This window comes from Paenibacillus violae (assembly GCF_032461945.1).
GTDB classification, from domain to species: Bacteria; Bacillota; Bacilli; order Paenibacillales; family NBRC-103111; genus Paenibacillus_E; species Paenibacillus_E violae.
In genome coordinates this window covers 54,972-68,813 of the sequence record NZ_JAWCUD010000004.1, presented here as the reverse complement: position 1 = coordinate 68,813, position 13,842 = coordinate 54,972, and the positions used below count along the sequence as shown (strand labels likewise).

Annotated in this window: 15 protein-coding genes; 14 read left to right on the top strand and 1 reads right to left on the bottom strand. The window is 47.3% G+C overall.

The genetic code is table 11. The features are described 5' to 3' along the window. The first annotated feature begins 3 nt into the window (after window positions 1–3). The 8 genes from RQP52_RS14280 to RQP52_RS14245 all read left to right on the top strand — a co-directional run bounded on the left by RQP52_RS14280 (window position 4) and on the right by RQP52_RS14245 (window position 8,822). Window positions 4–1,557, top strand: a complete 1,554-nt coding sequence (locus RQP52_RS14280) for a response regulator transcription factor (RefSeq protein ID WP_315952329.1) — start codon at window positions 4–6, stop codon at window positions 1,555–1,557. A 111-nt stretch (window positions 1,558–1,668) separates the two neighbouring features. Beyond that, entirely contained in the window at window positions 1,669–2,988 is a 1,320-nt protein-coding gene (locus RQP52_RS14275) for an ABC transporter substrate-binding protein (RefSeq protein WP_315952328.1), read from the top strand. 101 nt (window positions 2,989–3,089) lie between these two features. Next, complete coding sequence (locus tag RQP52_RS14270; protein WP_127449952.1) at window positions 3,090–3,977, top strand: carbohydrate ABC transporter permease; 888 nt, start codon at window positions 3,090–3,092, stop codon at window positions 3,975–3,977. 33 nt (window positions 3,978–4,010) lie between these two features. Further along, window positions 4,011–4,835: a carbohydrate ABC transporter permease gene (locus RQP52_RS14265; protein ID WP_379173285.1), complete on the top strand. Its 825-nt coding sequence runs from the start codon at window positions 4,011–4,013 to the stop codon at window positions 4,833–4,835. A gap of 53 nt (window positions 4,836–4,888) precedes the next feature. Then, on the top strand, window positions 4,889–5,914 hold the full coding sequence (locus RQP52_RS14260; RefSeq protein ID WP_157321814.1) for a glycoside hydrolase family 88/105 protein: 1,026 nt from the start codon (window positions 4,889–4,891) through the stop codon (window positions 5,912–5,914). A gap of 12 nt (window positions 5,915–5,926) precedes the next feature. After that, on the top strand, window positions 5,927–7,042 hold the full coding sequence (locus RQP52_RS14255; protein ID WP_315952325.1) for a rhamnogalacturonan acetylesterase: 1,116 nt from the start codon (window positions 5,927–5,929) through the stop codon (window positions 7,040–7,042). Window positions 7,043–7,892: 850 nt separating this feature from the next. Continuing rightward, a complete protein-coding gene (locus RQP52_RS14250) occupies window positions 7,893–8,654 on the top strand; it encodes a C1 family peptidase (RefSeq protein WP_315952324.1) in 762 nt (253 codons plus the stop codon). A 27-nt stretch (window positions 8,655–8,681) separates the two neighbouring features. Then, window positions 8,682–8,822: an N-acetylmuramoyl-L-alanine amidase gene (locus tag RQP52_RS14245; protein ID WP_127449942.1), complete on the top strand. Its 141-nt coding sequence runs from the start codon at window positions 8,682–8,684 to the stop codon at window positions 8,820–8,822. 186 nt (window positions 8,823–9,008) lie between these two features. On the opposite strand, the gene RQP52_RS14240 is transcribed toward RQP52_RS14245, so the two are convergent. Then, the gene (locus RQP52_RS14240; protein WP_127449940.1) at window positions 9,009–9,215 is read right to left on the bottom strand and encodes a DUF1657 domain-containing protein; all 207 of its coding nucleotides are present in this window, start codon (window positions 9,213–9,215) and stop codon (window positions 9,009–9,011) included. A gap of 198 nt (window positions 9,216–9,413) precedes the next feature. On the opposite strand from RQP52_RS14240, the gene RQP52_RS14235 reads away from it, so the two are divergent. The 6 genes from RQP52_RS14235 to RQP52_RS14210 all read left to right on the top strand — a co-directional run bounded on the left by RQP52_RS14235 (window position 9,414) and on the right by RQP52_RS14210 (window position 13,838). Then, the gene (locus RQP52_RS14235; protein ID WP_315952321.1) at window positions 9,414–10,274 is read left to right on the top strand and encodes a DUF421 domain-containing protein; all 861 of its coding nucleotides are present in this window, start codon (window positions 9,414–9,416) and stop codon (window positions 10,272–10,274) included. 18 nt (window positions 10,275–10,292) lie between these two features. After that, entirely contained in the window at window positions 10,293–10,766 is a 474-nt protein-coding gene (gene spoVAC / locus RQP52_RS14230; RefSeq protein ID WP_315952319.1) for a stage V sporulation protein AC, read from the top strand. 4 nt (window positions 10,767–10,770) lie between these two features. Next, complete coding sequence (gene spoVAD, locus RQP52_RS14225; protein WP_315952317.1) at window positions 10,771–11,790, top strand: stage V sporulation protein AD; 1,020 nt, start codon at window positions 10,771–10,773, stop codon at window positions 11,788–11,790. Further along, window positions 11,787–12,137 (top strand): stage V sporulation protein AE, encoded by a 351-nt coding sequence (gene spoVAE, locus RQP52_RS14220; protein ID WP_127449933.1) that lies wholly within the window; start codon window positions 11,787–11,789, stop codon window positions 12,135–12,137. Before spoVAD ends, spoVAE begins: the two co-directional genes overlap by 4 nt. A gap of 337 nt (window positions 12,138–12,474) precedes the next feature. Continuing rightward, window positions 12,475–12,816 (top strand): hypothetical protein, encoded by a 342-nt coding sequence (locus RQP52_RS14215; protein ID WP_315952314.1) that lies wholly within the window; start codon window positions 12,475–12,477, stop codon window positions 12,814–12,816. A gap of 62 nt (window positions 12,817–12,878) precedes the next feature. Next, window positions 12,879–13,838 carry an AAA family ATPase gene (locus tag RQP52_RS14210; protein WP_127449931.1) on the top strand — a complete coding sequence of 320 codons (960 nt, stop codon included), beginning with the start codon at window positions 12,879–12,881 and terminating at the stop codon, window positions 13,836–13,838. The last annotated feature ends 4 nt before the right edge of the window (window positions 13,839–13,842 follow it).

Genomic DNA, 13,842 nt, shown 5'->3' with positions numbered 1-13,842 from the left:
ACGATGTACAAAGTGTTATTGGTTGATGATGAACGGATGATTCTGGAAGGGATTTCATCCATTGTGGATTGGCAATCGGTCGATACCGAGCTCATAGGAACCGCCCGTAACGGGATTGAAGCTTACGCCTTTGTCTGTGAACACGAGCCGGATATTGTCATCAGTGATATTCGGATGCCTGGCATGGACGGCTTGCAGTTAGTCGCTAAAGTCAAAGAAACACATCCCCATACGCGCTTCATTATGCTTTCGGGTTTTGATGAATTCGAATATGCGCAAATTGCGATGCAGCATGGCGTCAAACACTACTTGTTGAAGCCATGCAACGAAAACAGCATTTTGAAAGCGCTTAGTGAAATAGCTGCCGAGTACAAACAGGAGGAGAGCAAAGAAGGCTTCATTCAGTCGATGAAAGCCAATTTGCAGAAAGTACTTCCGCATGTCAAAGAGCAATTCCTGAAGGAATTCGTGACGAATAAATCGTATGGCAGCCGCGACTGGGAATATTATCAGGATTTATTCGGACTGCATGTCAGCGGAAGGAAAGTTCGATTATTGTTATTCCGGCTCGAAGACAAGTTCGAATACGAGCATTTATTTGCCGTGAAAAATATTGCCGAAGATATTCTCGATGAACCGCTTCTAAGCTCTACCATTGCGGAGCAAATTTTGGTCATGATCGAGGATCAGGACGATATGGCGCGGCTGCAGGAGCAAATTGAAGAAATCCGGCGCATTTTCATGCTGTATTACAAAATCGATACTACCGCCGCTTTAAGCGAGTCTGGGGAAATCGGGGAAGCCAGAAAACTTTATCTGCAAGCGATAGATTGCTTGAGCCATCGTTTTTATCTAGCTGAAGGCGGCCTTATCACGATGCGCGACATTTTGGGTTCTGCGCAGCCGAGTAAAGCCCAGTTCGTTTTTGATGAAGATCGCATTCTATTTCCGATCCGCGCAGGAAATTGGGAAGAAGCTGAAGCTAGTATTGAAGCGTTTCAAGAGCTTCTTGTGAACTCCCGATTGGACATTCAGACGACAAAATCGTATGTCATTCAAAGCTTTATTTCCATGACAAGGTTATGTGCAGAACCGCAAATGCACCAGTATATGGGGCTTATTGGCCATATCTCGCAGTTGGAAACACTGCAGGCAAGCATCCAGCTGCTAAAGCAAACCGCTTCAGAAATTACTCACGCCATTTTTGAACAGAACAGAAATAAGCATTCCCAGGTCATTCAGAAAGTGATCGATATTGTGAATGCCGAGCTCTCGAACGCCGAGCTGTCACTCAACTGGGTAGCGCACAAAATGCTGTATATGAACCCCGATTATTTGGGCAAATTGTTCAAAAAAGAGACGGGTGAGCGCTTCTCTAACTACGTTGTCACGGTGAGAATCCGGAAAGCGATGGAAATGATCAAAATGAATGATGATGTCAAAATGTTCGAGTTAGCGGAACAATTGGGCTTCGGCGATAATCCGCAGTATTTTTCACAGGTGTTCAAGAAGATTGCCGGCTGCGCGCCTTCCGAATATAAAAAGCTGACGACGTAGGCCCGTATTCACTGTTTTTTGAACATTTAACGCGGTAAATTAGATTCAACTTTCGCTCCTGCGAGCCCATAATAAGAGATGTGGCGCAGGGTACACAGGAGGACGCTAACAATGATACGCAGACGATTACCGGCCATGCTTCTCATACCATTGATGTTCGCCATCATCGGATGCAGCGCGAAACAGCCATCTGCGGATGGAAATCCGAAGACCATGGAGTCTGACAGAAGCAGTTCCAAACAAGAAGTTAAGCTGCGAATTGCCTGGTGGGGCGGTCAATCCAGACATGACTACACGTTGAAACTGATTGCCATGTACCAGGAGCTGAACCCGAACGTGAAAATTGATACGGAATATGCCGGCTTTGATGATTTTTGGAAAAAGCTGGCACCGCAAGCTGCGGCCAATCAATTGCCCGATATTATCCAGATGGATATCTCGTATCTAACCCAATATGCAACGAAGGAACAATTGGAAGATTTGACTGAACTGACGAGTAACGGAACGATCGATGTGCGATCAGCATCACCCGAGACGATTGATTCCGGACGAGTGGACGGGAAGCTGTACGGCATCCCGTTAGGTGTTAATGCGATGGGCACCACCTATGATGCCGCCATGTTGAAGGAGGCGGGGATCTCTGCCATCCCGAAGAACTGGACATGGTCCGATTTGGAGCAAATCGCCAAGCGAATGAAGGCAAAAGGGAAAGTGCTCGACCATATGCGCTTTGATCAGTTTTTCCCATACTATCTGCGCACGCAAGATCAGCACTATTTTAGCCCGGATGGTACGAGTCTTGGATTTAGCGATCCACGCTATTTTATAGATTACTTCACCATGTACCTAGAGTGGTATGAAGCGGGCTATATGCGCGATTGGGACAAAGAGTCATTGTCCAAACTGACGCCTGAGGAGAATCCGATTGCGCTGGGGGATGGCTTCATGACGATGGCCTGGTCGAATCAATTCACGTCGCTGCAGGAAGCCGCCAAGAAACCTCTCAGCTTAACCGGATTGCCAGGACCGAACGGGAAACAAGGGCTTTACTTAAAGCCAACGATGTTGTTCTCCATCGCCAAAAGCTCCAAACAAAAGACGGAAGCAGCCAAATTCATCTCATGGTTTTTAAATGATTTGGAGGCTAATAAATTGATCAAAGGCGACCGAGGGATTCCCATTTCCTCGAAGGTCAAGGACGGTTTAAAGCCAACGCTCTCTGAAGAAGAATTGAAAGTGTACGATTATGTGACTTGGGTGGAGAAGAACAGCAGCCCCATGGATCCTCCTGATCCGATCGGGTCCGCAGAAGTAAGCAAGCTGCTCCGCGATATGCAAGAGCAAATTTTGTTTCGCAAGCTCACGGTGGTGCAGGCCGCTGCCAAATTCATGAGTGAAGCCAATGCCATTTTAGCGAAAAATAAGAAGTAAGCATGGATGGATACAACGCAGTTTACAGGTATAAAAGGGTGGCTCTAGTCCGGCTGCCCTTCCAAATACACAGAAAATGACAAGCATAAAGGAGTGGAATTATGAAACTACGTGAAAATGATCACATAGTCGGCTATGTGTTTGTCTCACCTTTCATTCTTGGTTTTTTGATCTTCACGCTGTTTCCCATGTTTTCTTCGCTCTATTTCTCATTTACGGAGTATGATTTATTGTCTCCACCGAGATGGGTAGGATTTGCGAATTACGAGAAGATGTTTACTAGTGATGACAAAATCATAGATTCAATTCGCGTGACGCTAATCTACGTTCTTACGTCCGTTCCAATGCGTCTGATCATTGCCTTATTAGTAGCTATGCTGCTTAATCGTGCGGCAAGAGGAATTGGCTTATACCGGGCTACTTATTACTTGCCTTCCTTGATTGGCGGAAGCGTAGCGGTATCTATCATGTGGCGTCAAATTTTCGGTGACAAAGGGTTAATTAATGCGTTCCTCGGCAGCATTGGCATTCATACCACTACTTCTTGGATTGGTTTGCCGGCTACGGCACTTGGCACGTTGGTGCTCTTGTCAGTCTGGCAGTTCGGTTCTTCGATGCTTATCTTTCTAGCTGGACTCAAAAACATCCCAGGCACTTATTACGAGGCGGCAAGCGTGGACGGAGCAGGACCTGTTCGCAAATTTTTTCACATCACACTGCCTTTGTTAAGTCCAATTATTTTGTTTAATCTCATTTTGCAAACGATTTCGGGCTTCTTAACCTTCACGCCGGCCTATATTATTTCGAACGGTGAAGGCGGTCCGCTTAACAATACGCTGCTGTATTCGCTGTATTTATTCCATCGCGCATTTGTCTTCTTTGAAATGGGTTATGCCTCAGCAATGGCTTGGTTCATGCTCATCTTAATCGGGCTCATCACCTTGGTTATTTTCAAAACATCAAAATATTGGGTTCATTACGAGAGCTAGGAGGGATCTGACATGGTTTTTCGAGCAAAACATATGAAAACGGTGCTGTATCATCTGTTCGTCTGCCTCATCGCGCTTACTGCGATTTATCCGATTCTCTGGCTGGTCGCCAGCTCCTTCAAACCAAATGAGGAGATTTACACAACCGCTACCTCTCTGATTCCCAGCCGGCTGGAGTGGAGCAACTATGTATCCGGTTGGAAGGGATTTGCAGGCATTACGTTCGCGACATTCATGAAAAACAGCTTCATTATCGTTATACTTTCAACGATCGGCGCTGTGGCTTCTTCCGCTGTTGTCGGATATGGCTTCGCTCGAATCAAGTTTGCGGGAAGCAAGTTCTGGTTCGCCATGGTGATGTTGACGTTGCTGCTGCCTCAAGATGTAACCATTATCTCGCAGTATATTTTGTTTGCCAAAATTGGCTGGTTATCGAGCTTTAAACCGATTATTGTGCCGCAGTTTTTCGGAATTCCGTTCTTTATCTTTCTTATTATGCAGTTTATCCGTACGATTCCGCCTGAGCTTGATGAAGCCGCGAAAATGGACGGCTGCAGCAAATACAGCATCTTCTACAAAATTATCATCCCGCTTATCGTCCCGGCTCTCGTGACATCGGCAATTTTCTCCTTCTACTGGAGATGGGACGATTTCTACACGCCGTTGCTCTACTTAAATAATGCCGAGCTGTACCCGGTATCCCTAGCGCTTAAGTTATTCTTGGACAGCGAGTCTTTAAATAACTGGGGCGGTATGTTCGCTATGTCGACGCTGTCGCTGGTTCCGATCTTCGTTGTATTTATGATTTTTCAAAAATATATTGTTGACGGAATTTCGACGAGCGGTTTGAAAGGATAATGAGAATGAATGCTCAGTTCATCAATAACCAGCTACAGGGAGGAAATGAAGAGATGCCAGCTTTACAATTTGATCCGGATGAGATTCGCGAAGTCATTGACCGCGTTGTTCATAGAACGTTCCGCATGGACTTTAATTGGGATTGGCCGGGAGGCGTAGCTTTTTATGGTGTGACGGAAGCCTATGAAGCAACCGGAAATAAAGAGTATCTTCAATTGTTAAAAGAATGGGTCGATGAGAAATTGGAAGACGGGCTGCCCAAGCTGTCCGTCAACGGCATCTCGATCGGTCACTCGTTGTTAACCTTGTATAAGGAAACCGGGGAAGAGCGGTATATGGAAATCGCTACGCAAATGGCGGACTTCCTGAAGCATGAGGCGGAGCGTTTTGGAGACGGCATTTTCCAGCATACTGTGAACTCGGAAACGTATAATTTCCCTGAGCAGGCATGGGTGGACACGATGTTCATGGCGGGTTATTTCCTGGTGCGGATCGGTTCGATGCTGAATCGTGAGGATTATTTCGAGGACGGCTTGAAGCAGTATCATGGCCATGAAAATGTACTGCAGGATGCTGCGACGAACTTGTATTACCACGGCTGGGACAATCTGGCGCAAAATCACATGTCAGGCATTTATTGGGCGCGCGGCAACTCATGGGCTGCCATTACGATGGCACGCGCACTGAGGCTCGTGCATGTGACGCATCCCTCTTTTATGATTATTGAAGGCTCTCTGCGTGATCAATTAAGCGCACTCGTTCGGTTGCAGGATGAAAGTGGGCTATGGCATACCGTTCTGACGGATAAGGATGCGTATTTGGAAACATCCGGTTCCGCAGGTATCGCGGCCGCGCTCATCGGTGCAGGTCCGTTATACAATAAATATACAAACAAGTCGATCAAGGGGATTCTTTCACGTATAACAGATGATGGTACAATCACGGGCGTATCTGCCGGAACAGCGGTGATGCGGGATATTGACGGCTACAAAGGAGTTCCCTACAAACGGATTCAAGGCTGGGGCCAAGGATTGGGACTGATTTTCTTATCCTCGTTACTAAACCGCAGGGACTGGTAGAGGTACAAAATGATGAGTATCCATTTGAAATTTGATTTTGGCCCGGCACAAAACGCAGCGAAAGAAGGCTTCACGAAAATTAGCCATGATTCTTTCTATGATGAGAGTAATGTGGGCTATGGTTTTAGGGTTGGCTCAGAGGTGTATGTAAGGGATCGCGGGAGACCGGAAGCGCTCCGTCAAGACTTTTGCATTCCCGTGGGCGCTGTGTTTATTGTCGATTTGCCGAATGGCAATTATACGATTCACACACTAATGGGGGATCTGATTACCGCAACAGTTACGTGCTTAAAGGTAGGGCAGGGAAGGCTGCTTCTATCGGAATGCCGCACGGCGGCGGGGGAGTTCGTGGCTAGCAGCTTTAGCGTCCATGTAGCAGATGGACAATTGAGGCTCGCCTTCTCAGGCGCTGCACCGCGCATTAATGCACTCGAGATCATTTCGGCGCCTCAAGCATCTACCTTATATTTGGTTGGCGACTCTACGGTAACCGATCAGCCGCAGGATGGGTATCCATACACCGGCTGGGGGCAAATGTTGCCGCTTTTCATCAAAGCAGATGCCGCTGTAGCAAATCATGCGATGTCTGGCCGCAGCTCCAAGAGCTTCCTGAATGAAGGTCGGTTTACACCGATTCTTGATACGATGAATGCAAATGATTATTTATTGATTCAATTTGGGCATAACGATCAAAAGTTGGATGAGGAGCGGGCGACTTCCCCTTTTACCACTTATAAAGAGCATCTACTGATTTATATTCAGGAGGCTCGGACGCGGGGCGCTGTTCCAATTCTAGTGACGCCAGTGCAGCGGAGATTTTTTGATGAAGCTGGCAAAATCGTCGACACCCACGGCGAGTATATCACAGCTATGAAGCAGCTGGCCGAAGAGGCGGATGTTCCTCTCATTGATTTGGCTGAAGCTAGCAAGCAATTGTTCGAAACGCTCGGTCCTGAGGAAACCAAATCCTTGTTCATGTGGGCCTGGCCCGGGGAGTTTCCTAACTTCCCAAAAGGAGCAGAGGATAATACGCATTTTCAAGAAAAAGGCGGAATCGCTATCGCCGAGCTAGTCGTTGCGTGTATTCGAGAGCAGCAAATACTGCCGCTTTGCCGCTATCTTCGATAAGCGTTGAGGAAGATTCTAATAGAACCAGGTGGATCCGTCTGAAACAGATGTGGTTTGCCTGGTTTTTTCGTTTGGGCGGGACACGTTATTTTCTGGGAAATAACGCATTGTTATTCGTGCTAAGTCATGCGGTGGCTTTTGCACAACAAAAAGCCTGCGTAATCAAGCTACTTTACCTACCTTCCACGATCCAACCGTTCTACTCTCCATTCTGCAACCTTCCACCTCACCAGACACAGAATGACTAGCGGAGAATTCCGCTAGGGCAGTTCATAAGGGAACTGGAGTCCTCTATTTCGAGGATATCGTACAGACTTGCTCGATGAGCGGAACTACAGGGCCTTATCTGACCCAGGTGACAGCTATTTCGTTTGAAATTGGCGGAATAGAGGACCACAGTTCCCATTAAACCGGGAAACATGCCTTTTCCGAGAAATAGCGCCCTGCAGTTCCCCTAACCTATGCAGAGGAGGCTCTTGCGCAATAACAGATGAGCAAATCAAGCTACTTTACCTACCTTCCACGATCTAACTTCTCTACTCAACATTCTGCAACCTTCCAATTCACCAGACACAGAAAGGCTAGCGGAGAATTCCGCAAGGGAAGATCATTAGGGAACTGGAGTCCTCTATTTCGAGGATATCGTACAGATTTCCTCGATGAGCGGAACTACAGGGTCTTATCTGACCGCCGTGACAGCTATTTCGAGCCATCTATCAGAAAGCGATGAAAAAATAATCGAATTTTTGCCGCGCGCATGCCTAGGGGGGGGTGCTTTTTTGCACGCTCCTGCCCATGGGTGAATACACTGGAGTACAATTCCACAAACGGGCAATGGGGAGGAAAACAGATGAGAAGAAAGTTAACGGTAAAAAGGGACCAACGTGACTTTCGTGACTATTTTTACCGAAGTGTCAACTATGTCCGTGAATCTCAGCTGCCCGGCAAAGTCGACCTGCGGAGCAAGCTTTCTCCAATTGTCAATCAAGGGAATTTAGGATCTTGCACGTCGAATGCCATTGTAAGCGGATTACGTGAATATTGGCTGCGTCAAGAAAGCGATTCAGCGCCTCGATTATCCCGGCTTTTTCATTATTGGCATGAGAGGCAAATAGAAGGCACGGTAAATAGGGACTCTGGTGCAACGGTACGCGACGGGATGAAAGTGCTTCAGAAAATCGGTGTTTGCCCAGAAAGCGAATGGCCGTATCAAATTGCCAAATATAAAGAGAAACCGGATAAAGAGGCTGAACAAACGGCAGGCAATTATCGAATTGGCAGCTATCATCGCATTCACGATCTGGCGGGAATCAAAGCGGCTTTGGCTGACGGTCAGCCTGTTGTCTTCGGCATATGGCTATATAGCTCTTTTGAAAGCCTGGCGGTTATCCGAACAGGACGTGTCCCCTATCCAGACCGAAAAAAAGAAATGCTGCTAGGCGGGCACGCCATGCTGGCTGTTGGGTATAGGGACGGCAAGAAGAAAGGCCAAGGTGTAGTGATCGTACGAAACTCTTGGGGCAAAGGTTGGGGGGACCAAGGCTACTGTTATTTGCCTTATTCCTTTTTCAAAAACAATGTGCTGACCTTCGATTATTGGACCGGAAAATAAAGTGGTGCTTCTAGGAGGGAATAAGCTGTGATAAGTGTTGAAGATGCCAATAAAATCATTGCCTTTTTATCTGCGGCATACATGGCAACGGAGGACCCGCAAGCAAGAGATGAGTTTCACCGTTTAGCGAATGAATTGAGGAAAGCTTCCGGCCAACCGACACAATAATAAGGATTTAACGGAAACGATCTGAAACAAGGGGCGGCTCACATGCCAAAAGAAGATCATCTCAAACTGCTTATTTTAGTGCTTTTTGTATTGCTTACGCTAATTCTCCTCATGATGTATTAAAAAGCAAAAACAGCCGGTACACGAGAGCGTTTCTCGTAAATACCGGCTTTTTTTGTGTTCAGACTAGAAACCTTTGTATTGCGGCTCTTCGTTTTCCAATTGCTGCACCCTGGAGGAAACTTGATTCACAATGTCTTGTGCAGCCATCGCGGCAGTTTCATACAGTTGTTTAGCTTCCTGATTCTGCGTTGACAACGCAAAGGTCTCTAGGCTGGCTTGCGCGCTTTTGAGGGAGGCTAGTGTTGTTTTTACTTGAGCAGCTACAGTCATGGTAGACACCTCTTCATTAGAATTTGGGTTGCAACCAAAGAGAGCATAAGGATTTCACTTGTTTGCGCTCATTAATATTCCCTTTCTCTTCGTTCTCATAATTGACAATTAAATACAAAACAATTCAATGATAGCACTCGCTTATTTTGCACATAATGACTTTGTTTGGAGCACTATGAAAGAGAGGGGAACGGGCCCGTGGCAGATTGGGTACATATCGTTATTAGAGCGTTCAGCGCGCTAGTTATTCTGTTTGTACTGACACGAATCCTTGGGAAGAAACAAATATCTCAGTTAACGTTCTTCGAATATGTGATAGGTATTACACTAGGTGACTTGGCCGGTGTCATTTCAACGGATGTAGAAAGCAACTTTATGCATGGGGTTATTGCCATATTGGTATGGTGTCTTGTGCCTTTTATCTTGGAGCTGCTAACACTCAAGAGCAAGACGCTGCGTACGTGGTTTGAAGGGAAAGGCACAGTGCTCATCAAAGATGGGAAAGTGCTTGAGGAAAATTTGAAAAAAGAGCGGTACACAGGGGACGAGCTTCTTGAGCAGTTGCGTACGAAAAGTGTTTTCCGAGTGGCGGATGTGGAGTTTGCGATGCTCGAATCCAGCGGTGATCTGAGTGTTTTGCTCAAAAGCGAGTCGCAGCCTCTGACACCCAAACATCTGGGGATGAAGCTGGGAACAGAAAAGCCTACCCAGACGGTCATTATGGATGGTGTGATCCAAAAAGAGCCGCTGGCTGCAGCAGGGAAAGGAATGGGATGGCTGCAAACGGAACTGGATAAGCTAGGAGTAACGAAAGAAAATGTGTTTCTTGGCCATGTAGATACCAACGGCGAATTAACCGTTGATCTCTATGATGACAAGCTGAAAGTGCCTCAGCCGAGCGAAAGACCTGCGCTTCTTGCAACACTGAAGAAATGTGAAGCGGATCTTGAGCTGTATTCCTTAACAACAAAGCATCCTGATGCGAAAAAAATGTATCAAGATAGTTCCGTGGTGATGACGAAAGTCATTCAGGATCTTCATACCCTGTTAAGATCCTAATCAAGCAGGAGGGAAAGTATGGCCAACAATAAGAAGAAAAATCTAACAATGACCCAACAGGAGTATCAGGAATTAGCGAAAAGGATTGAACCCAAGAGGCCTGTTTTGAAAAATTGCCTTAGAGCTTTTTTAGTTGGCGGCACGATTTGCTTAATTGGCGAGTGCTTTATGCAAATGTTTATCAATTGGTTCGGGTTTACAGAGAAAACAGCGGGCAACCCGACCGTGGCTGTTCTGATTATCATTTCGGTCATTTTAACAAGCTTCGGCATCTACGATAAAATTGCTCAGTGGGCTGGCGCCGGAAGCGCAGTTCCTGTTACAGGGTTCGCAAACTCCCTTTGCTCTGCTGCGATTGAACACCGGGCTGAGGGATTAGTCCTTGGTGTAGGCGGGAACATGTTCAAATTAGCGGGCTCTGTCATCGTTTTTGGCACCGTGGCTGCTTTCGTTGTGGGACTCTTGCATCTAATCATAATGGGTGGGGGCTGATGCTATGCTGAAAGGGCATCAAAGCTGGGTTTTCGAGAATCGTCCGGTCATTCTGTCCACAGGGACTGTAGTTGGACCTGATGAAGGCGAGGGTCCACTGGCGGAAGACTTTGACATCGTGCATGGCGATCTGACGGTAGGTCAGAAGACGTGGGAGAAAGCGGAGAAAGCGCTGCTTGAGGAAGCGGCGCAGCATGCCCTTGATAATGCCGGGCTTACGGGCGGCCAAATTCAGTTCTATATTGGAGGCGATCTTATGAATCAGATCATCTCCAATACGTTCGCGGCACGCACGCTGGGCATGCCGTATCTTGGCATCTTCGGCGCTTGCTCGACCTCGATGGAAGGGCTGGCGCTTGCCGCGCAGTTAATGGATTCAGGCGCCGCCAATTATATAATGGCAGGCACCTGCAGCCACAACTGCACGGTGGAGAAGCAGTTCCGTTATCCGACGGAATACGGATCCCAGAAGCCGCCGACCGCGCAATACACCGTGACCGGCGCTGGAGTGGCCGTGCTCGGGAAGACGGGGGATGGCCCCGTCATCACATCGGCAACCATCGGCAGGGTTGTGGATATGGGGATCACAGACCCTTTCAATATGGGCGCAGCGATGGCTCCGGCTGCCGTGGATACGATCCAGGCTCACTTCCGCGATTTGGGCCGCGAGCCGGGTTATTATGATCTCATTGTAACTGGAGATCTGGCTGCGGTCGGTTCCGAAATTGCGCGTGAACTGTTCGAAAAGCACAAGGTTCCGATTGAACAAACGACTTATGATGATTGCGGCTTATTAATCTATCAGCGGGACAAGCAGAATGTGCAAGCCGGAGGCAGCGGCTGCGGCTGTTCCGCAACCGTTACCTACGGGCATCTCCTCAAACGCATGAAAAAAGGAGAGTTGAACCGCATTCTTGTTGTTGCCACAGGCGCGTTGCTGTCTCCGCTCTCCTTCCAGCAAGGGGAAAGCATCCCGTGTATCGCGCATGCAGTTTCTATTGAGTCTGGAGGGTTGTACGCATGAACTTTTTTTGGGCTTTTGTCATTGGCGGTGCTATCTGTGTCTTCGGGCAGCTTCTAATGGATGTTGGGAAGCTGACGCCTGCGCATACAATGAGTACGCTTGTCGTCCTTGGCGCTATTGCGGATGGTTGCAATTTATATGACCCATTTATCGAATTTGCGGGTGCGGGAGCAACCGTACCGATTACCAGCTTTGGTAACGCCCTCGTACATGGGGCGCTGGAAGAGCTGCACAAGGACGGTTATATCGGGATCATAACCGGGATCTTCAAAGTGACTAGCGCGGGTATTTCGGCAGCGATTATTTTCTCGTTTATTGCCGCTGTATTTGTTAAGCCAAAGGGATAGAGATCGGATGAATAGTCCCTTCTGGCAATGTGGATATCGTTTGATCGGGGAAACGTTCGTCCGTGAACGAATAAAACGATAGGCGTAGGAGCTAAGCGTATTCAAGACGCTTAGCTCCTTTTTCAGCTGCACCAGTCAAAGTGCTTCCGTTGTTTTTCACCGCTAACATGTGGGAAATAAGCCTCAGGTGGAAGTTAACTCACAAAACAAGCTTATGCCGTGAGAGTCTCGCTCGCACCAACGTGCCCCGACGAACCTCACAAACTGCAATAAGTACAGCAAATGATCTCACTTTTGCCGTTTCTAGAGATAAACATGTAAAAAGTACATGTCATTCATGGCTTTATACCCGAAATACGCAGAAATCACCTATTTAGCTGCACTTTTTGCAGGTTATAAGTCCAAATCTGTGACTTCCGCCAAATTTGCTGCATTTTTTGCAGGATTTGTATGGTGGGAGAAATACGTCTCCCTTGCCTTTCCCAAACTCCGCTTAAACCCTAATAAAGCCGCTAATTTCACATGGGTAATTTTAACAAATAAATTTAGAGGAATTACAAGTATACGGACGAAAAACTTTGCTGTAAACTGGATTTACGCACTTTTTCTCTTCTATTTTAAGAATTACGGTCATTTTGGCGTTTTTTTGCCTGGCGGTCGTGACAAGATGAGGTTTTAATACCGTTCAGCATACGCTTACGAAGTAAGTTTTCTTACGAAAACTCTAAGGAGGATTAAGTCATGGAAACTGCCACCCATCATCATGTAGAAGTTTTAACTAGACTGAAAACGAATTTAGAATCCTGCATACTCGGCAAGAGCGCTGAGATTGAATTACTGCTGACTGCTATGCTGGCCGGCGGACATGTGTTGCTCGAAGATGTACCGGGAACTGGCAAGACCGTACTGATCAAAGCCCTCGCCCGTTCCATCGACGGCCAATTCCGTCGCATTCAGTGCAATCCCGATTTATTGCCTTCCGATATTACCGGTGTTTCTATATATCATCCCAAAGAAGAAAAATTCCTGTTTCGCTCAGGACCGATCATGGCGAATATTTTACTTGTCGACGAAATCAATCGCGCAACAACCAAAACCCAATCGGCACTGCTGGAAGCCATGGAAGAGCAGCATATTACGGTAGACGGCGATATCCATGAGCTGCCATCTCCTTTTCTCATGCTGGCCACTCAAAATCCCATTGATTTCGAAGGCACATATATTCTGCCGGAAGCGCAGCTGGATCGCTTTATGATTAAGCTTAGCCTGGGTTATCCGAGCGAAGCTGCCGAGAAACAGATGATTGCTTCGCAAATCAAAGCGCATCCGATGGAAGCGTTGCATGCGGTGATGGATACGTCTGAAGTACTGGCAGCACAAGAGCAAGCGCGCAGGGTACATATGGATGACGCGGTATCGGATTACTTAGTCAATATCACCAGGAAAACGCGTGACCATCACGCTGTATTTCTGGGCGCAAGTCCACGCGCCACGCTTTCGCTTGTACTAGCATCCAAGGCATATGCGTTCTTGAAAGGCAGAGACTACGTCATTCCAGATGACATCAAGTACCTTGCGCCTTTCGTGCTCGGGCATCGAATGATCCTTCATTCCGAAGCACGCATGGATGGAGCTACCGTTAACTCCGTGCTCGGTTCGATTTTCGAGCAGGTTCGAGTGCCGGTTCGATTGGAGAAGTGAGCCT

Bases quoted from the DNA above. Each gene is read 5' to 3' on its own strand.
- RQP52_RS14280 (WP_315952329.1), top strand. From the start codon at position 4: ATGTACAAAGTGTTATTGGTTGATGATGAACGGATGATTCTGGAAGGG.
- RQP52_RS14275 (WP_315952328.1), top strand. From the start codon at position 1,669: ATGATACGCAGACGATTACCGGCCATGCTTCTCATACCATTGATGTTC.
- RQP52_RS14270 (WP_127449952.1), top strand. From the start codon at position 3,090: ATGAAACTACGTGAAAATGATCACATAGTCGGCTATGTGTTTGTCTCA.
- RQP52_RS14265 (WP_379173285.1), top strand. From the start codon at position 4,011: ATGAAAACGGTGCTGTATCATCTGTTCGTCTGCCTCATCGCGCTTACT.
- RQP52_RS14260 (WP_157321814.1), top strand. From the start codon at position 4,889: ATGCCAGCTTTACAATTTGATCCGGATGAGATTCGCGAAGTCATTGAC.
- RQP52_RS14255 (WP_315952325.1), top strand. From the start codon at position 5,927: ATGAGTATCCATTTGAAATTTGATTTTGGCCCGGCACAAAACGCAGCG.
- RQP52_RS14250 (WP_315952324.1), top strand. From the start codon at position 7,893: ATGAGAAGAAAGTTAACGGTAAAAAGGGACCAACGTGACTTTCGTGAC.
- RQP52_RS14240 (WP_127449940.1), bottom strand. From the start codon at position 9,215: ATGACTGTAGCTGCTCAAGTAAAAACAACACTAGCCTCCCTCAAAAGC.
- spoVAC (WP_315952319.1), top strand. From the start codon at position 10,293: ATGGCCAACAATAAGAAGAAAAATCTAACAATGACCCAACAGGAGTAT.
- spoVAD (WP_315952317.1), top strand. From the start codon at position 10,771: ATGCTGAAAGGGCATCAAAGCTGGGTTTTCGAGAATCGTCCGGTCATT.
- spoVAE (WP_127449933.1), top strand. From the start codon at position 11,787: ATGAACTTTTTTTGGGCTTTTGTCATTGGCGGTGCTATCTGTGTCTTC.
- RQP52_RS14215 (WP_315952314.1), top strand. From the start codon at position 12,475: ATGGCTTTATACCCGAAATACGCAGAAATCACCTATTTAGCTGCACTT.
- RQP52_RS14210 (WP_127449931.1), top strand. From the start codon at position 12,879: ATGGAAACTGCCACCCATCATCATGTAGAAGTTTTAACTAGACTGAAA.